At 48.6% G+C, this 13910-nt stretch carries 14 protein-coding genes; 9 read left to right on the forward strand and 5 right to left on the reverse strand.

All coding sequences use genetic code 11. From position 1 onward, the window contains the following. Positions 1 to 11: 11 nt before the first annotated feature. The 3 genes from C7R91_RS00325 (at position 12) to C7R91_RS00335 (ending at position 2461) form a co-directional block, all read left to right on the forward strand. Positions 12 to 971, forward strand: coding sequence for an ABC transporter ATP-binding protein (locus C7R91_RS00325; protein ID WP_047068537.1), 960 nt, complete (start codon positions 12 to 14; stop codon positions 969 to 971). Continuing rightward, positions 937 to 1932, forward strand: a complete 996-nt coding sequence (locus C7R91_RS00330) for an ABC transporter permease (protein ID WP_047068536.1) — start codon at positions 937 to 939, stop codon at positions 1930 to 1932. The genes C7R91_RS00325 and C7R91_RS00330 overlap by 35 nt, the downstream gene beginning before the upstream one ends. An 88-nt stretch (positions 1933 to 2020) precedes the next feature. Beyond that, the gene (locus C7R91_RS00335; RefSeq protein ID WP_047068535.1) at positions 2021 to 2461 is read left to right on the forward strand and encodes a small multi-drug export protein; all 441 of its coding nucleotides are present in this window, start codon (positions 2021 to 2023) and stop codon (positions 2459 to 2461) included. Positions 2462 to 2509: 48 nt separating this feature from the next. On the opposite strand, the gene C7R91_RS00340 is transcribed toward C7R91_RS00335, so the two are convergent. After that, on the reverse strand, positions 2510 to 2968 hold the full coding sequence (locus C7R91_RS00340; protein ID WP_047068534.1) for a GNAT family N-acetyltransferase: 459 nt from the start codon (positions 2966 to 2968) through the stop codon (positions 2510 to 2512). 147 nt (positions 2969 to 3115) lie between these two features. Here C7R91_RS00340 and C7R91_RS00345 point away from each other — a divergent pair, with 147 nt between their 5' ends. After that, a complete protein-coding gene (locus tag C7R91_RS00345; protein ID WP_047068533.1) occupies positions 3116 to 3376 on the forward strand; it encodes a DUF2573 family protein in 261 nt (86 codons plus the stop codon). 61 nt (positions 3377 to 3437) lie between these two features. On the opposite strand, the gene C7R91_RS00350 is transcribed toward C7R91_RS00345, so the two are convergent. Genes C7R91_RS00350 through C7R91_RS00360 form a run of 3 tightly spaced genes read right to left on the reverse strand, consistent with a single transcriptional unit; the run spans position 3438 to position 7099 of the window. Then, positions 3438 to 4832, reverse strand: coding sequence for a hypothetical protein (locus C7R91_RS00350; protein ID WP_047068532.1), 1395 nt, complete (start codon positions 4830 to 4832; stop codon positions 3438 to 3440). After that, the gene (locus C7R91_RS00355) at positions 4813 to 5382 is read right to left on the reverse strand and encodes an RNA polymerase sigma factor (RefSeq protein WP_007716978.1); all 570 of its coding nucleotides are present in this window, start codon (positions 5380 to 5382) and stop codon (positions 4813 to 4815) included. The genes C7R91_RS00350 and C7R91_RS00355 overlap by 20 nt, the downstream gene beginning before the upstream one ends. Positions 5383 to 5434: 52 nt before the next feature. Continuing rightward, the gene (locus C7R91_RS00360) at positions 5435 to 7099 is read right to left on the reverse strand and encodes a DNA repair helicase XPB (protein WP_047068531.1); all 1665 of its coding nucleotides are present in this window, start codon (positions 7097 to 7099) and stop codon (positions 5435 to 5437) included. Positions 7100 to 7240: 141 nt separating this feature from the next. Between C7R91_RS00360 and C7R91_RS00365 the strand changes: the two genes are divergently transcribed. The 5 genes from C7R91_RS00365 to C7R91_RS00385 all read left to right on the forward strand — a co-directional run bounded on the left by C7R91_RS00365 (position 7241) and on the right by C7R91_RS00385 (position 12597). After that, entirely contained in the window at positions 7241 to 8560 is a 1320-nt protein-coding gene (locus C7R91_RS00365) for a hemolysin family protein (protein WP_047068530.1), read from the forward strand. Between the two features lie 131 nt (positions 8561 to 8691). After that, positions 8692 to 9696, forward strand: coding sequence for an ABC transporter substrate-binding protein (locus C7R91_RS00370; protein WP_047068529.1), 1005 nt, complete (start codon positions 8692 to 8694; stop codon positions 9694 to 9696). Positions 9697 to 9787: 91 nt separating this feature from the next. Next, on the forward strand, positions 9788 to 10843 hold the full coding sequence (locus C7R91_RS00375; protein WP_047068528.1) for an ABC transporter substrate-binding protein: 1056 nt from the start codon (positions 9788 to 9790) through the stop codon (positions 10841 to 10843). Positions 10844 to 10871: 28 nt separating this feature from the next. Beyond that, the gene (locus C7R91_RS00380) at positions 10872 to 11807 is read left to right on the forward strand and encodes an ABC transporter permease (RefSeq protein WP_047068527.1); all 936 of its coding nucleotides are present in this window, start codon (positions 10872 to 10874) and stop codon (positions 11805 to 11807) included. After that, on the forward strand, positions 11800 to 12597 hold the full coding sequence (locus C7R91_RS00385; RefSeq protein ID WP_047068526.1) for an ABC transporter ATP-binding protein: 798 nt from the start codon (positions 11800 to 11802) through the stop codon (positions 12595 to 12597). Before C7R91_RS00380 ends, C7R91_RS00385 begins: the two co-directional genes overlap by 8 nt. A 10-nt stretch (positions 12598 to 12607) precedes the next feature. Here C7R91_RS00385 and C7R91_RS00390 read toward each other — a convergent pair whose 3' ends face one another. Continuing rightward, on the reverse strand, positions 12608 to 13831 hold the full coding sequence (locus C7R91_RS00390) for an MDR family MFS transporter (RefSeq protein WP_047068525.1): 1224 nt from the start codon (positions 13829 to 13831) through the stop codon (positions 12608 to 12610). Positions 13832 to 13910: the final 79 nt, after the last annotated feature.

Consider the following 13910-nt stretch of genomic DNA (forward strand, 5'->3'; position numbering starts at 1 on the left):
GAGGGCGCACATTGGCCGAAACGGTCCTCTCAGTAAAGGGATTGCAAAAAGCGATTGGCAAAAAGCCGATCATTCATGATATTACGTTTGACGTTTTCGCCGGAGAGGTATTTGGATTTCTCGGGCCGAATGGCGCAGGCAAAACCACCACGATCCGCATGCTCGTTGGATTGGCAAAGGCGGATGGGGGAGACATTCGTATCGGAGGCATTTCCCTTCAGGAACAGTTTCCGCAAGCGATTGCGCAGGTTGGTTGTATCGTCGAAAACCCGGAGCTGTACAAGTTTTTGACGGGCAGGGAAAATCTGGAGCAGTTTGCGAGAATGAGCGGCGGTATTACGCCTGAGCGTATTGAGGAAATCGTCCGCTTTGTTGATTTGGAGCGTGCGATTGATGATAAGGTAAAAACGTATTCGCTCGGAATGAGACAGCGTCTGGGGATTGCGCAGGCACTTTTGCATCGTCCAAAAATATTGATCCTGGACGAACCGACGAACGGGTTGGACCCGGCGGGGATTCGTGAGTTGCGTCAGTTTATTCGCAAGCTTGCCGAGGAGGAAGGGCTCGCTGTCTTCATTTCGAGTCATCTTCTCAGTGAAATTGAGATGATGTGTGACCGGGTGGCGATTATCAGCCAAGGGAAGGTCATTTCCGTTGGATTAGTCAAAGAACTGATGGAGCAGTTTGCTGATCAGGTCGATTGGACAATCCCGTCTTCCCATATACAAAAGGCCGAGGAAATTCTGCGAACTTTACAAGCAGTTACAGATGTGTGGGTGGTCAGTGAAGAGTGCCTGAAATCACGCATGGATATAGAAAAAGTGAGCGAGGCTAACCAAGCGTTGGTCAATGGCGGCATACCTGTGATGGGAATTGCAACGAAGACGGTTACACTGGAAGACCTGTTCCTTACATTGACGGGAGGAGGGGGAAGTCATGGAGCAGAGCATAGTGGGGCTCGTACAAAATGAAACCATAAAATTGCTGCGTCGTCGCCGTTTTCTCGTCGTCGTGCTGATCTTGGCGATTCTGATCCCGATTTTTACATATGCGCAGTACCGCTCGGTTGTCACTGCACAAGAACGAATGGGGACAACTGACTGGCGTCCGCTCTTAACCCAACAAATTGTCGATATGCAAAACAGGCTGGCATCAAGCCGTCTTCCTGAAGAGTGGCGGGATTTAATCAAGGTCAGGATCGCACAGCAGCAATATTATTTGGATCACGACATAAACCCGATGGCGCCGGGTGGACCGACTTTTGCCCGTGGCTTTATGGATCAGGCTATTTCGATGTTTTTGCCGATGATAATCGTCGTACTCGCGGTTGACCTCGTATCTTCTGAGTTTAGTGAGGGCACGGTCAAGCTGCTATTGACGCGACCCGTACGGCGTTGGAAGGTACTGACCAGCAAATACATCACACTTCTGCTGTTTACCTCTCTTACGGTTCTTACGACACTGATTCTTGCCTATTTGCTCTCTGGGGTTGTGTTTGGTTATTCGGGTTGGGACCTTCCTATTTTGACTGGATTTGAAGTATCGGGAGGAGAACTGGAGACTTCTGGGGCTTTCATGCTGCCACAATGGCAATTTTTGCTGATGCAGTACGGGCTCGGCTGGTTCGTCTGCCTCGTGGTTGCGACGGTAACACTGATGGTCTCTGTTTTGGTTCGGAGTGCGGCTGCGGGGATGGGAATAATGATGGCAGCGTTAATTAGCGGAACGATCCTGACGCAGATGGCCTCATCCTGGGAATCGTCCAAATACTTGTTCGTGGTCAATTTGCAGCTTACGGATTATCTCAATGGAACACTTCCTCCGATTAAGGGGATGACGTTGCCGTTCTCGTTGACCGTATTGAGTGTATGGGCGATAGCAGCGCTGATCATTGCGTACGCGACCTTTATCCGTAGGGATGTCACATCCTAATTTGCCAAATTCCGTTACTTTATTGCAAGTCTGCTCGTCTTTACCATGACGAATGAAAAAGACAGCGAGAGGAGAAAGGCGAAACAGAATGGATGTATTATGGAAAGCAGGCTCGGTTACACTATCTGGCATGTTTGAGCTGTGGGCAGCGATCCCTGTAGGCTTTATGTTGCAGCTACCACCGGTTCTGATCGGTATTTTTAGTGCGGTGGGTGCGATCATCAGCGCAGGTGCTGTTATTTTTGTGGGAGGTTCCTTGCGCAATTGGCTTTTAAAGCGTGTAGAGAAACGGAGCAAGCGGCAGGGGCGCATGTGGCAGATATGGGATAAATACGGAGTGGTCGGTCTTGGTCTCGCTTCGCCGCTGTTAACGGGAGCTCCGCTGGGAGCTGCTATTGGTATCTCGCTGGGAGCCCCTACGAAAAAGCTTATGTTGTGGATGTCGGTGGGCATTATTATCTGGAGTGCGCTATTGACGGCAGGAGTGGCTTTTGGCCTTTTGCAATTCATGGTACCAGAAACAAAATAGCTATATGCATGAAAACCGCCCATTTCTGGCGGTTTTTGTTTATGCTCTTCATAATGTGAGTTTGTAGACAATCTCTCCATCATATACGTCTCCCGTTTCTTCAAAACCGGTTTGACTGTATAAATGTCTTGCACCTGCATTATCCGGGCATACGGTCAGGTTGACAAATCTGCTTTTCGGGAAACGGTTCCGTACCGAATCCACGATCGCTGCGAGAGCCGCTCTGCCATATCCTTTACCTTGGTACTGGTGATCGATCAAAAAACCGTTGAACCAGTAACACCAATCTGTTGAGGCGTCATAGGTAATCATGACAAACCCAACCATTTCATCAGCGTCATACAAACAGAATGGTTCGTATGCGCAGTTATCACCATCAGGGCGGATATGAACCTTTGCCAATGAAACGGCGACAGACGGGACAAAGCGCTGCTGCTCATCTTGCACCTGCAAGCGTAATGCATCTTGCCAGTTATCTCTGGTTGTAGGAACCAATCGAATACGAATGTCTTTGATAAGTCTTCACCTCGACCATGTTGATAGCATAAGCGTAACAGATCCCACCTGAAAAATCTTCCTTTTCCGCGTGGGTGTTTTTTCGTAAAATAAACCAAGGATACAAATAGAAAAGTTCCTGAAAGTGAGGTAACTGACATGGATGAGAAAAAAGAAGCGTTGGTCCCTGAACTGGAGGATCTAGTTCATAAATTTACAGAGCTGTTGACAGGAGAAGCGACTCCTGAGCGCGTAGAAATGGTGAAAATATGGTGCTTGTACACGACAATGGCAAAAGCGATGCCGCCGCTGATTCAGCATTGGGGAAGTGAGCCTGAGCATATGGAAGCACGGAATCAAATTCGGGAAATCATCGAGCAAATTAAGCAGTGGAATCAGGAGAAAAATCAAAAGCATTAAAGTAGAAAAAAAGACACGATCCTGAAAAGTAGATCGTGTCTTTTCCAATTGTAGGGAGTTTTTACGGATTCCACGTGATATGTTTGGTAGCTTCCATTAATTCATTAAGGGTGATTCCGTTTGCTGTCACTACCACATACAACGATTGGTTGTCGGATTGAGCGTTAAAATGAACCGCGTGCTGGGCTGTTGATCCTTTTGAATCCGTTTGATCAAAAGAAACGGCGATAGCTTGCTCTCCGTTGACCGCGAACAACTGAGTAGCGGAGAACGTACCTGGGATCGAGAGACTGCGCTTGCCTTCTGTATTTCGCACAACATCAAGGCGAATCCAGTCGTTGTTCCGCTTGTAATCTGCAGTTAAGCGAGTTACCTTTTGACTGGTTTCTGATTCATATTGGACCGATACCGTACTCAGCCCGAACCCATTCGGTGCTTGCGAGAGGGCAGGTACAGGCATATCTGATGCTTGTACAGCGGTGTTCAAATCCGAGAAGGAGGATAGCGTAATGGGTTGCTTCGCTGCCGCTGGCAACGCTGGACCCACTAATGCGTTCTCGGTCATACCGCCATCAGCAGTGTCTGGTTCTGCTTGGGAAGCGATCCCAAAGGTCGTAGGATTCTCAGCAGCAGCGCCATTGGCTTCTTTAGCGGCTATATGGCTACCAGTATTTGCTGACTCCGCTGGAACTTCTGATTTCGCTTTTGCCGCTTGATCAGCTGAGTTCCCCTGTAATCCCCGAGATGCCACGTTGTTCTGCCCGTCTTTATTTACCGTACGTGGCTCTGGTGAGGTTATTTTTTCCTCTGGTTTCACCATCGCAATCGCAGTGTTCGATTGGGGAGGTGATGCAGGTGGTGCATCTTTTGCAGGTGCAGTCGGAGCGACCTGCGATTGTGAAGCAGCGGAATCTGGATTGCTCTCTGCTTTTTTCAGCGTCGGACTATCAGCGGCTGCTGGTTGGGAAGCGATAGCAGGTGCTGGAGCTTGCGGTGCCGATTTTGATTCCGTTTCGTCGAATGCAATAATGCTCTGGGTGTCTTTCATTCCGTTTTCTTGTATGGCAGCCATTTGAATATTACTCGGTGTCAGCTGTTGGTAGCCGACAAAACCAACTGCGAGCAACACAGCCGCTGCGCTAACCCAGGCGTATGAAGGGAACCCTTTGGTCCAACGCTTGTTTGGCTTTGAAATCACTGTGCTTGCTTGTTGCTCTAAAGATGCAGTAGCGGCGTGAGGGGGTACACCTTTTCCGGCGGTCTGGTAGATTGCTTGCATGATTCTGTCTTCCAGGTTCGCTTGAGGCAGTGGAACCTCCTTCAAGAACTGCACCTCCTCTTCTGTTGTCATTTGCGTTTCTATCCAAGCGATGCATTCGTCACAGGTTTCAATATGTGAGTGCGAATCGCTATCTGTGTCATCTAACCATGCTTTTCTAAATGCCTGGCAGTTCATGTACGAGCCCCCCTTCCTTGCGGGATAACAATTTTGCGAGTTCCTGACGAGCACGCAAGTAACGGACGCGAGCTGTAGATTCGGCGATGCCGAGGAGTGTAGCTATTTTTTCAAACGGATATTCGTGCGTACAGCGAAGGACGATCACTTCTCGATAAGAATCTGACAGTAAGGCAAAGGCCTCCTGAATTTCTCGACGTTGCTCTTTTGTCATGAGCGATTCCTGAGGGGATTCGTCACGTGTATTAGATGGCACATAGGCCAATTGTTCATCCGAGTCATGATACTTTCGGCGACGCAAGAAGTCGATGCTCTTATTTCTGGCAAGCGTATGTAACCAAGAAGAAAATTGGCTGTCCCCGCGGAATGTGGACAATTTTTCATACGCTTTAACAAATACTTCCTGAGTGAGATCCTCTGCATCAGAGCGATTGTTTACCATTTTGTAAATGAAAACATAGATCATATGCTGATATCGCTGGATGAGGTCGCGATACGCTTCGATGTCGCCTTGAAGAATCCGCTGAATGATTTCGGCGTCGGATTGCATTGAATCTTTGGCCTCCCTTCCCTCTATGAGACGCTGGTTATTCATAAACGTTTCAGACCAGCGTTTCCATTTCTATAATATCGTATGGATAGCCTTGTTCGACCAGAAAAAGCTGGCGATGGAGCGAAAACTCCTGCTCTCTCGTGTCTCGTGTTACCAATGTATAAAAATGGGCGGTGTTGTCGTCTGTTTTGGGCCTTAAGATACGTCCCAGGCGCTGTGCCTCTTCTTGTCTGGAACCATACGTCCCGGAGATTTGGATCGCGACGTTGGCATCCGGCAAATCAACGGCAAAGTTGGCTACCTTGGATACGATCAGGCGTGTAATTTCCCCTTTTTTAAACTGCGTGTACAAAAGCTCACGTTCTTTGTCCGGTACTTTTCCTGTAATGAGTGGCAGTTGGAGGGCCGTTGCCATCTGCTCAAGCTGATCGATATATTGCCCGATGATCAAAACGCGATCGTGGGCGTGCCTCTCCAATAGCTCGCGGACGACCTCCAGTTTTTTTGGATTTTCCGCTGCAATGCGAAACTTTTGACGGGCGGTTGCATGTGCATAAGCCTCCCGCCACTTCGGCTCAAAGGGGAGTCGAATTTCTCGGCAATGCGCCTCTGCGATCCAGCCTTGCTCTTCCATGACTTTCCATGGAACCTCGTACTTTTTGGGGCCAATCAGCGTGAAAACATCTTCCTCTCGCCCGTCTTCCCGAACAAGAGTAGCAGTCAGCCCAAGTCTGCGAGTGGCTTGAATCCCAGAAGTTACACGAAAGATGGGTGCGGGCAACAAATGCACCTCATCGTAAATAATAAGCCCCCAGTCGCGCTCTGAAAAGAGTTTCAGATGAGGAAAATCATCTTCGGCGGTGGGGCGGTATGTAAGAATTTGATAAGTCGCCACAGTTATTGGCTTGACTTCTTTGTTGTCACCAGTGTATTCCCCGACCATATTTGGATCAAGTCCTGTTTTGTCCAGTAGCTCTGCGATCCACTGGCGAACCGATGTCGTATTCGTGGTCAAAATCAGCGTGGCTGTTTTCAATTGGCAAATGGCACCAAGCCCAATGACTGTCTTTCCAGCACCACAGGGTAGGACGAGAACGCCGCTTCCCCCGGTCACAGCGCCTCCGGAATAGAAGGCATCGACAGCTTCTTTTTGATAAGGACGCAAAGAGAAAGCTCTGCCACGGGATGTCGTTTCCCGCAAGCTGACTGCACAGGATTCGCCTTCTGTATAGCCCGCCAAATCTTGAACAGGAAACCCGAGCTTGATCAGCTCTTGTTTGATCAGTCCGCGCGCATAGCTCTTGATGACGAACTCATTCTCAAAAAGAGCAGCGATTGATTTATAACTGGTCACCTCTGCTAAAAGAAGCGGGTCTTCACTCATTAATACGAGTTGATCGCCAATGCGTTCCAAACGAAACAAGCCGTATTTTCGCATCGTATCTTCAATTTCTTTGACGATGGTGGGTGGGACACCGTATTTGCTGTAGCTGCCAAGGACGTCTGTTACCTCTTGTGATGTGAGACCGGATGCAGCCGCATTCCAAAGCGATAAAGGGGTAATCCGATAGGTATGGATGTATTCTGGGTTCTTGATTAGCTCAGTAAAACCACTGATAGCTTGTCTGGCCTCGGGAAATAAAGGATGCTGTGTTTCCAACAATATCGTCCGATCGCTTTGAACGATCAAGGGCAGGTCTGGACGGTAGGACAATAGACTCACCTCGTAACAAAAGGCATAGGAATCAGCACTATGGTATCACAATCTCAAAAAGAAAGAAAAACGAACAGGTAACATTTTGGCTACGATGGGAAACAATATCCCAAAGCATGGACGGAAAGGATGGCGGGGAGCATGGCAATTTGGGGAAACGTGTTTAATTTGATCTTGGTCATGATCCTCGTTCTCCTGAACGGGTTCTTTGTTGCGACTGAATTCGCGATCGTAAAAGTAAGAGAATCGCGCATTGCGCAGCTCGCAGCGGAAGGAAACAAGCGCGCTGCTGACGTCGAGAGGGTCCTGCGCAATTTGGATGCCTACCTCTCTGCATGCCAACTTGGGATTACGCTGGCTTCATTAGGGCTCGGTTGGCTGGGAGAGCCTGCCGTCGCGCATCTTCTGCATCCAGTTTTTCGTTACTTCCATTTAAATGAAACGGTCGTTACCAGTATTTCCTTTATTATCGCTTTTTCGGTGATTACGTTTTTGCATATCGTGCTGGGGGAGCTGGCTCCTAAGACGTTGGCTATTCAATACTCCGAAAAGGTGGTACTGGCGGTAGCGAAGCCGATTCAACTGTTTTACAAAATCATGTATCCCTTTATTCAAATGTTGAACTGGGCCGCGAGTCGTTTTCTTGCGCTTTTTCATATATCGTTGGAGCCGCATCAGGAAGCACATACAGAAGAAGAGATTCGCATTCTCGTCAATGAAAGTCATAAAAGCGGCTTGATTGATCAAACCGAACTGATGCTGGTCGATAATATTTTTGATTTTTCGGAGACGATGGCAAGAGAAATCATGGTTCCCCGTACAGATATGGTTGTCTTGAACCTGCGCGATCCCTTTGACGAAAACGTCAAGCATGTCCAAAACGGACGGTTTACCCGTTATCCAGTAGTGGATGGTGACAAGGACCATGTTGTCGGTAGTTTGCACATCAAGGATATGTTGACAGGGCTTTTAGAAGGAGAGAGCCATGACCTTCAGACCTTCATGCGTCCGATTTTGACGGTCCCGGAGACGATCTCGATCAGCCGGTTGTTGACCATGCTGCAAAAACAACGAGGTCAAATGGCGATTATCATTGATGAGTATGGAGGGACCGCCGGGCTGGTGACCCTCGAAGATATAATGGAAGAAATTGTTGGTGACATTCAGGACGAGTTTGACGATGAACGCCCAGAGGTAGAACGCAGTGACGGCATGCTGTCATTGGACGGGCGTATGTTATTGGAAGAAGTGGGCGATTATCTGGACATCGAATTGGAGTCGAGCGATGTAGATACGCTGGCTGGCTGGATCTACATGCAGATCGACCATCCGCCGCGCGTGGGGGATCGGGTAAAAGAAGGAAAGTACGAATTTGTCGTGGGAGAGGTCGACCATTACAGAATCACCAGGGTATATGTGAAGAAAGTCGGCAAAGCAGAGGAAGAAATCAATTCCACGTAAGGGAGGAATGGGGGCTTCTCAATGCGTAATATAATTGCTATAATGGGACACAAGTTGCATAGATGGCAATGAGCCTAATTGCTTAGGGTGATTAGAGCAGCTGAGAGTAGAGACTAGAGGAGGAAGTACAGATGAGACGAGCAGTCAGTATGGTACTGACCGCATTGCTGGCGTTTTCTTTGGCAGCATGTGGCAACGAAACAGGTGGAAAAACAGAGACAGCAGCAACGACAGGCCAAGGACAAACAGTAAAGCTGGGGCTGACGCAATTCGTGGAGCACCCTGCGCTGGATGCTATTCATAAGGGAATTTTGGATGGTCTGAAGGATGCTGGCTATGAAGAGGGCAAGAACTTGGAGGTAGACTCCCAGAACGCCCATGGTGATATGAACAATACAGTCTCGATCGCACAGAAGTATGCCGGAGATAAAAAGGATATTGTCGTAGCGATTGCGACGCCATCCGCTCAGGCTGCAGCCAAGGCGATTGTTGACAAACCTGTTATTTTCAGTTCCGTAACAGACCCGATCTCGGCTCAACTGGTCGGCAGTCTGGAGAAGCCAGACAAAAATGTGACCGGGACGTCCGATAAAGTATCGATGGAACAACAATTGAAGCTGGTAAAAACCTTCCTGCCTGATCTGAAAAAGCTGGGTGTGATCTATACGACCTCGGAAATCAACTCAGAGGTACAGGTCAAGGAATTGGAAGACGCAGCGCAAAAAGAAGGCGTAGAAATCATCAAGGCAGGCATTTCGCAGCTATCTGAAGTACAGCTGGCAGCTCAAGGGCTTGCTAGTAAAGCAGATGCCATTATTATCCCAATTGACAACACCGTTGTATCTTCGTTTGAAGCGGTACTCGGAGCAGCAGAGGAAAACAAAATCCCTGTATTTGCTTCTGATACCGATACAGTGAAACGAGGAGCGGTTGCTACGTATGGGATTGATTACTACCAAATCGGTAAACAAACTGGCGATATGGCTGCCCGTATCTTAAAAGGGCAAAGTGTTGCTGATACTCCTGTAGAGATTTCGAAACAAGCTGATTTGTATATCAATGAAACAGCTGCTGCAAAGTTTGGGCTCACTATTACTGAGGCACTCAAACAACAGGCGAAAGAAATCATCAAGTAAAAAGAGAGCGTCATGCTCTCTTTTTATTCTTTTAAAACCGTTTTATCCATGTTAAACTGTAGAAAAAAATTCACGAGGGGGAATTCACTAAATGTTCAAACAAAAGAAGAGTATTAAAATTTTTCAGAGTTTTTTATTTCCTTTATTGCTTTTGTCTGTTACCGCTTGTGGACAGCAAAGTGCTACCCCTGCAAACAATTCTACACCAGCTCCTTCGACCACGACGGCACCTGCTCCGTCTACGGAAACTAAGCAGCTGACAATTGGAATCTCCCAATTCGTTGAACACCCTGCTTTGGATGCGGCAAGAGAGGGCTTTATCAGCCAACTGGCTAAAAACGGTTACGAAAAGGACAAGCAAGTAAAAATCGATGTGCAATCCGCGCAGGCTAGCATGGATACAGCCATTCAGATTGCCCAAAAATTCGAGGCTGACAAAGTAGATTTGGTATTGGCCATTGCGACTCCAACGGCACAGGCTGCCGCACAAACCAGTAAAGAAATTCCGATCCTGTTTACTGCGGTAACAGACCCGGTAGAAGCTGGTCTGGTAGCTGCGATGGACAAGCCGGGAGCGAACGTAACCGGTACATCGGATATGAACCCTGTCGAAGAGCAATTGAAGCTGATCAAAGAAATGAAAGCTGATGCGAAATCTGTTGGAATCATTTACAGTTCTGGTGAAGTCAACTCCAAAGTACAGGTGGATGCGGCAAAAGCTGTAGCCAGCAAGCTTGGTTTAGAAATTAAAGAAGCGGCGATTACGAGCGCGACAGAAGTGAAGCAAGCAGCTGAGTCCATGGTGGGCAAAGTCGATGCTTTTTACGTACCGACTGACAACATGGTCGTATCTTCGATTGCAGCTGTGATCGGTGTGGCTGAAGCACAAAAAATTCCGGTCATCGCTGGTGAAGAAAACTCTGTGAAGAGCGGAGCGATTGCCACTTACGGGATCGACTACACGAAGCTTGGCGAGCAAACAGCTGATATGGCAACGAAAATCCTGAAGGGTGAAGCGAAGCCAGCTGATATGGCTGTTGAAGTGCAAGTAGACATGAAGCTCGTATTGAATAAAAAAGCAGCGGAAAAAATGGGTGTGACGATTCCGCAGGCCATGCTCGACCGTGCTGGGCAAGTGATCGAGTAATAAATGCAGTAATTGGAGGATTTCTTCTATGAATCAACTGGCAATAATGGGAGCCATTGAGCAAGGTTTACTATTTGGTATCTTGGCTCTCGGTGTATATCTGACCTTCCGAGTCCTAAACGTTCCTGACTTGACCGTAGATGGTAGTTTTGCCTTGGGAGGCGCAATCGCAGCCAAATTCATTATCGATGGCACCAATCCGTTTTTGGCCACTCTGCTGGCTTTCATCGTAGGTGGTTTGGCAGGAGCTTTTACGGGCGTCTTGCATACCAAAGGAAAGATTAACGCTCTCTTGGCGGGGATCTTGACGATGATCGCCTTGTACTCGATCAATTTGCGTGTCATGGGAAAAGCGAATTTGCCTCTTTTGCGGGAAGATACCTTGTTCACTTATGTGAAGGATATGGGCATTCCGAACCTGGCCGTAGGTGGAGTTACCTTGCTGTCTGGTGTAGCAATCATCTTTATCGTAGGTGTTCTGGTGTTAAAGCTCATCATCGACTGGTTCCTGCATACGGATATGGGTCTGGATTTGCGTGCGACAGGTGACAACTCGAAGATGATCCGCAGCTTTGGGGTAAATACGGATTCGACAACGATTATCGGGTTGGCTCTCTCCAATGGCTTGGTAGCTTTAGCTGGTGCGTGGGTAGCCCAATACCAAGGCTTTGCGGATGTAGGAATGGGGATCGGGATGATCGTCATCGGTCTCGCTTCCGTTATTGTCGGGGAAGTTTTGTTTGGCAGCTCTTCGATTTTCCGAGTGACGCTTGCTGTCATTCTCGGCTCGATTGTATACCGCTTGGTCATTGCACTCGCTCTGGATGCAGGACTCAATCCTTCTGACATGAAGCTGATTACTGCGCTGATTGTTATCATTGCCCTGACTGTCCCAACTGTGGCAAAAGGCATCTGGAAAAAGCAAGCGGTACGCTCGGCAAGGGGAGGAAGCAGCGATGCTTAAAATTACAAACGTCAATAAAGTATTCAACGCAGGAACAGTGAATGAAAAGATCGCGCTTCGAAACGTCAATCTGCATGTTAAGAAAGGGGAGTTCATCACCGTTATTGGTAGTAATGGTGCCGGTAAATCGACGATGATGAACATGATCTCCGGCGGACTGACCCCAGATAACGGGAGCATTACGATTGACGGCAAAGATGTCACGCGCTTGGCGGAGCACCAACGTGCAGGTCTGATCGGCCGAGTGTTTCAGGACCCAATGGCAGGTACAGCGCCGAACATGACGATTGAGGAAAATCTGGCAATCGCATTGGGGCGGGGAAGACGTCGTACACTTGGATTTGGGGTGAATAACCAGAAGCGAGAGCTGTTCCGTGAGCAGCTCAAGCAGCTGGATCAAGGGCTGGAGAACCGTTTGAAGACCAAAGTTGGTTTTCTCTCAGGGGGACAGCGACAAGCGCTGAGCCTGTTGATGGCTACCTTCACGGAGCCGAAGATTTTGCTCCTCGATGAGCATACAGCAGCGCTTGACCCAAAACGGGCGCAGCTCATTGTAGAATTAACGGAAAAAATCGTAGAGCGCTATAAACTGACGACAATCATGGTCACGCATAATATGGAACAAGCGTTGAACATGGGTAATCGTCTGTTGATGCTCCACGATGGGGGAATCATCCTCGACATTCCGGATGAGAAAAAACGGACGATGAAACCGCAGGATCTGCTTCGAGCATTCGAAACAGCCCGCGGTGGAGAAAGCTTCAGTGAAGATCGCTTCTTGTTAACCTAACCGGATCGAATCAGCCTTCCTGTTCAAGCGGGGAGGCTTTTTCGTTGGTAGAAAGATACACGTACATGAATCCGGCACCGATTAGTAGGATGCCTGCGACAATGATGAAAAGCATCATGCCGCCATAATTCAGCAAGACAAGGCTGCCCAAGTAAGGTCCGCACATGCGGGAAATATCCCAGTGCGTTCCTGTAATCGCGAAGTACCGCCCGCGCATTGTGACAGGCGATATCCGGGTGACGAAGGCCATCAACTGAGTCAGACCAATACTTTCTCCGATGACGAGCAACACTTGCAAGGCGAGAAGGACAGGTACGTTGTCGATGAAGGCGTAGCCCAAGGATACGATGAGGAAACAGATGTACGAGCCGCTAATCAACAGGCGAGCCGGCAAGTGCTGGGTCCATTTGACAAGCAAATACTCGAACAGAAGCAGCAGGCCCCCTTTTACTGCAATGAGCAACGCGAGTGTTTGCAAATAGTCTGGCAGCGTATACTTCAGATGAAGCTGAAGATTCGTCTCGGTTTGCGAGTAAAACAGACTGATCGGTAAAGACAGCAGCATAATGGCAAGGGCTGGTCGATAAGCATGCCAGGAGCCGCGTGAACGTACGCCTGCTGCTTCTTCGACAGGAGCTTCTGGCAGCGGAGTTTGCGGGATTTTCCACCAGACGGCAATAGCGTAGATCAAAAGCGAGATCGCAGTAAACAAAAATGCCATAGCAGGATCGTACTTATAAATAATGACTCCGACTAAAGGTCCTAATGCGGCACCAATACTGCTAGAAGTACTGAGAAGGGCAAAGGCACCGGCCATTTGTGCAGAGGAAATCGTATCAGCGAGATGCGCGCGGCTGACAGGGATAAATAGGGAACGGCCAGCACCGTTGATGATGTAAAGGATCGCAAAGCCGAGCATGGAGTCGGCCCAAGCCATTCCCAACATGGCGAAGCCTTGCAAGAAAAGGGCGAGTAGCATGATTGTTTTTCGGCGATAGCGGTCCGTGATGCCACCAGCAAATAGCGTCAGCAAAATCTCGGAGAAGGGCTGCAAACCAATGACGAGCATGGTCATGGTGACAGAGCCGCCGATATTCTCGCTCAGGTACAATACGAGAAACGGGGCGATCATGGCGCTGGATAGTGAGGTGAGCGTTTCGCCGAACAAACGGACCCAGAGGAGTGCCGGATACGCAGCAAAGAATCGACGGAGTGCATGAGGAATGTGTGACATAAGAAAATCCTTTCTTTCGGCTTTTTCCGGTTAGTTGGTGCTTTTAGAATTGTAAGGTGGCAAAGACCGGAGAAAAAGC

It is taken from the genome of Brevibacillus formosus (genome assembly GCF_003013405.1).
Classification (GTDB): domain Bacteria; phylum Bacillota; class Bacilli; order Brevibacillales; family Brevibacillaceae; genus Brevibacillus; species Brevibacillus formosus.

Excerpts from the sequence above, each read along its gene's own strand:
- C7R91_RS00330 (WP_047068536.1), top strand. The coding sequence starts at position 937 with ATGGAGCAGAGCATAGTGGGGCTCGTACAAAATGAAACCATAAAATTG.
- C7R91_RS00335 (WP_047068535.1), top strand. The coding sequence starts at position 2,021 with ATGGATGTATTATGGAAAGCAGGCTCGGTTACACTATCTGGCATGTTT.
- C7R91_RS00345 (WP_047068533.1), top strand. The coding sequence starts at position 3,116 with ATGGATGAGAAAAAAGAAGCGTTGGTCCCTGAACTGGAGGATCTAGTT.
- C7R91_RS00350 (WP_047068532.1), bottom strand. The coding sequence starts at position 4,832 with ATGAACTGCCAGGCATTTAGAAAAGCATGGTTAGATGACACAGATAGC.
- C7R91_RS00355 (WP_007716978.1), bottom strand. The coding sequence starts at position 5,382 with ATGCAATCCGACGCCGAAATCATTCAGCGGATTCTTCAAGGCGACATC.
- C7R91_RS00365 (WP_047068530.1), top strand. The coding sequence starts at position 7,241 with ATGGCAATTTGGGGAAACGTGTTTAATTTGATCTTGGTCATGATCCTC.
- C7R91_RS00370 (WP_047068529.1), top strand. The coding sequence starts at position 8,692 with ATGAGACGAGCAGTCAGTATGGTACTGACCGCATTGCTGGCGTTTTCT.
- C7R91_RS00375 (WP_047068528.1), top strand. The coding sequence starts at position 9,788 with ATGTTCAAACAAAAGAAGAGTATTAAAATTTTTCAGAGTTTTTTATTT.
- C7R91_RS00380 (WP_047068527.1), top strand. The coding sequence starts at position 10,872 with ATGAATCAACTGGCAATAATGGGAGCCATTGAGCAAGGTTTACTATTT.
- C7R91_RS00385 (WP_047068526.1), top strand. The coding sequence starts at position 11,800 with ATGCTTAAAATTACAAACGTCAATAAAGTATTCAACGCAGGAACAGTG.
- C7R91_RS00390 (WP_047068525.1), bottom strand. The coding sequence starts at position 13,831 with ATGTCACACATTCCTCATGCACTCCGTCGATTCTTTGCTGCGTATCCG.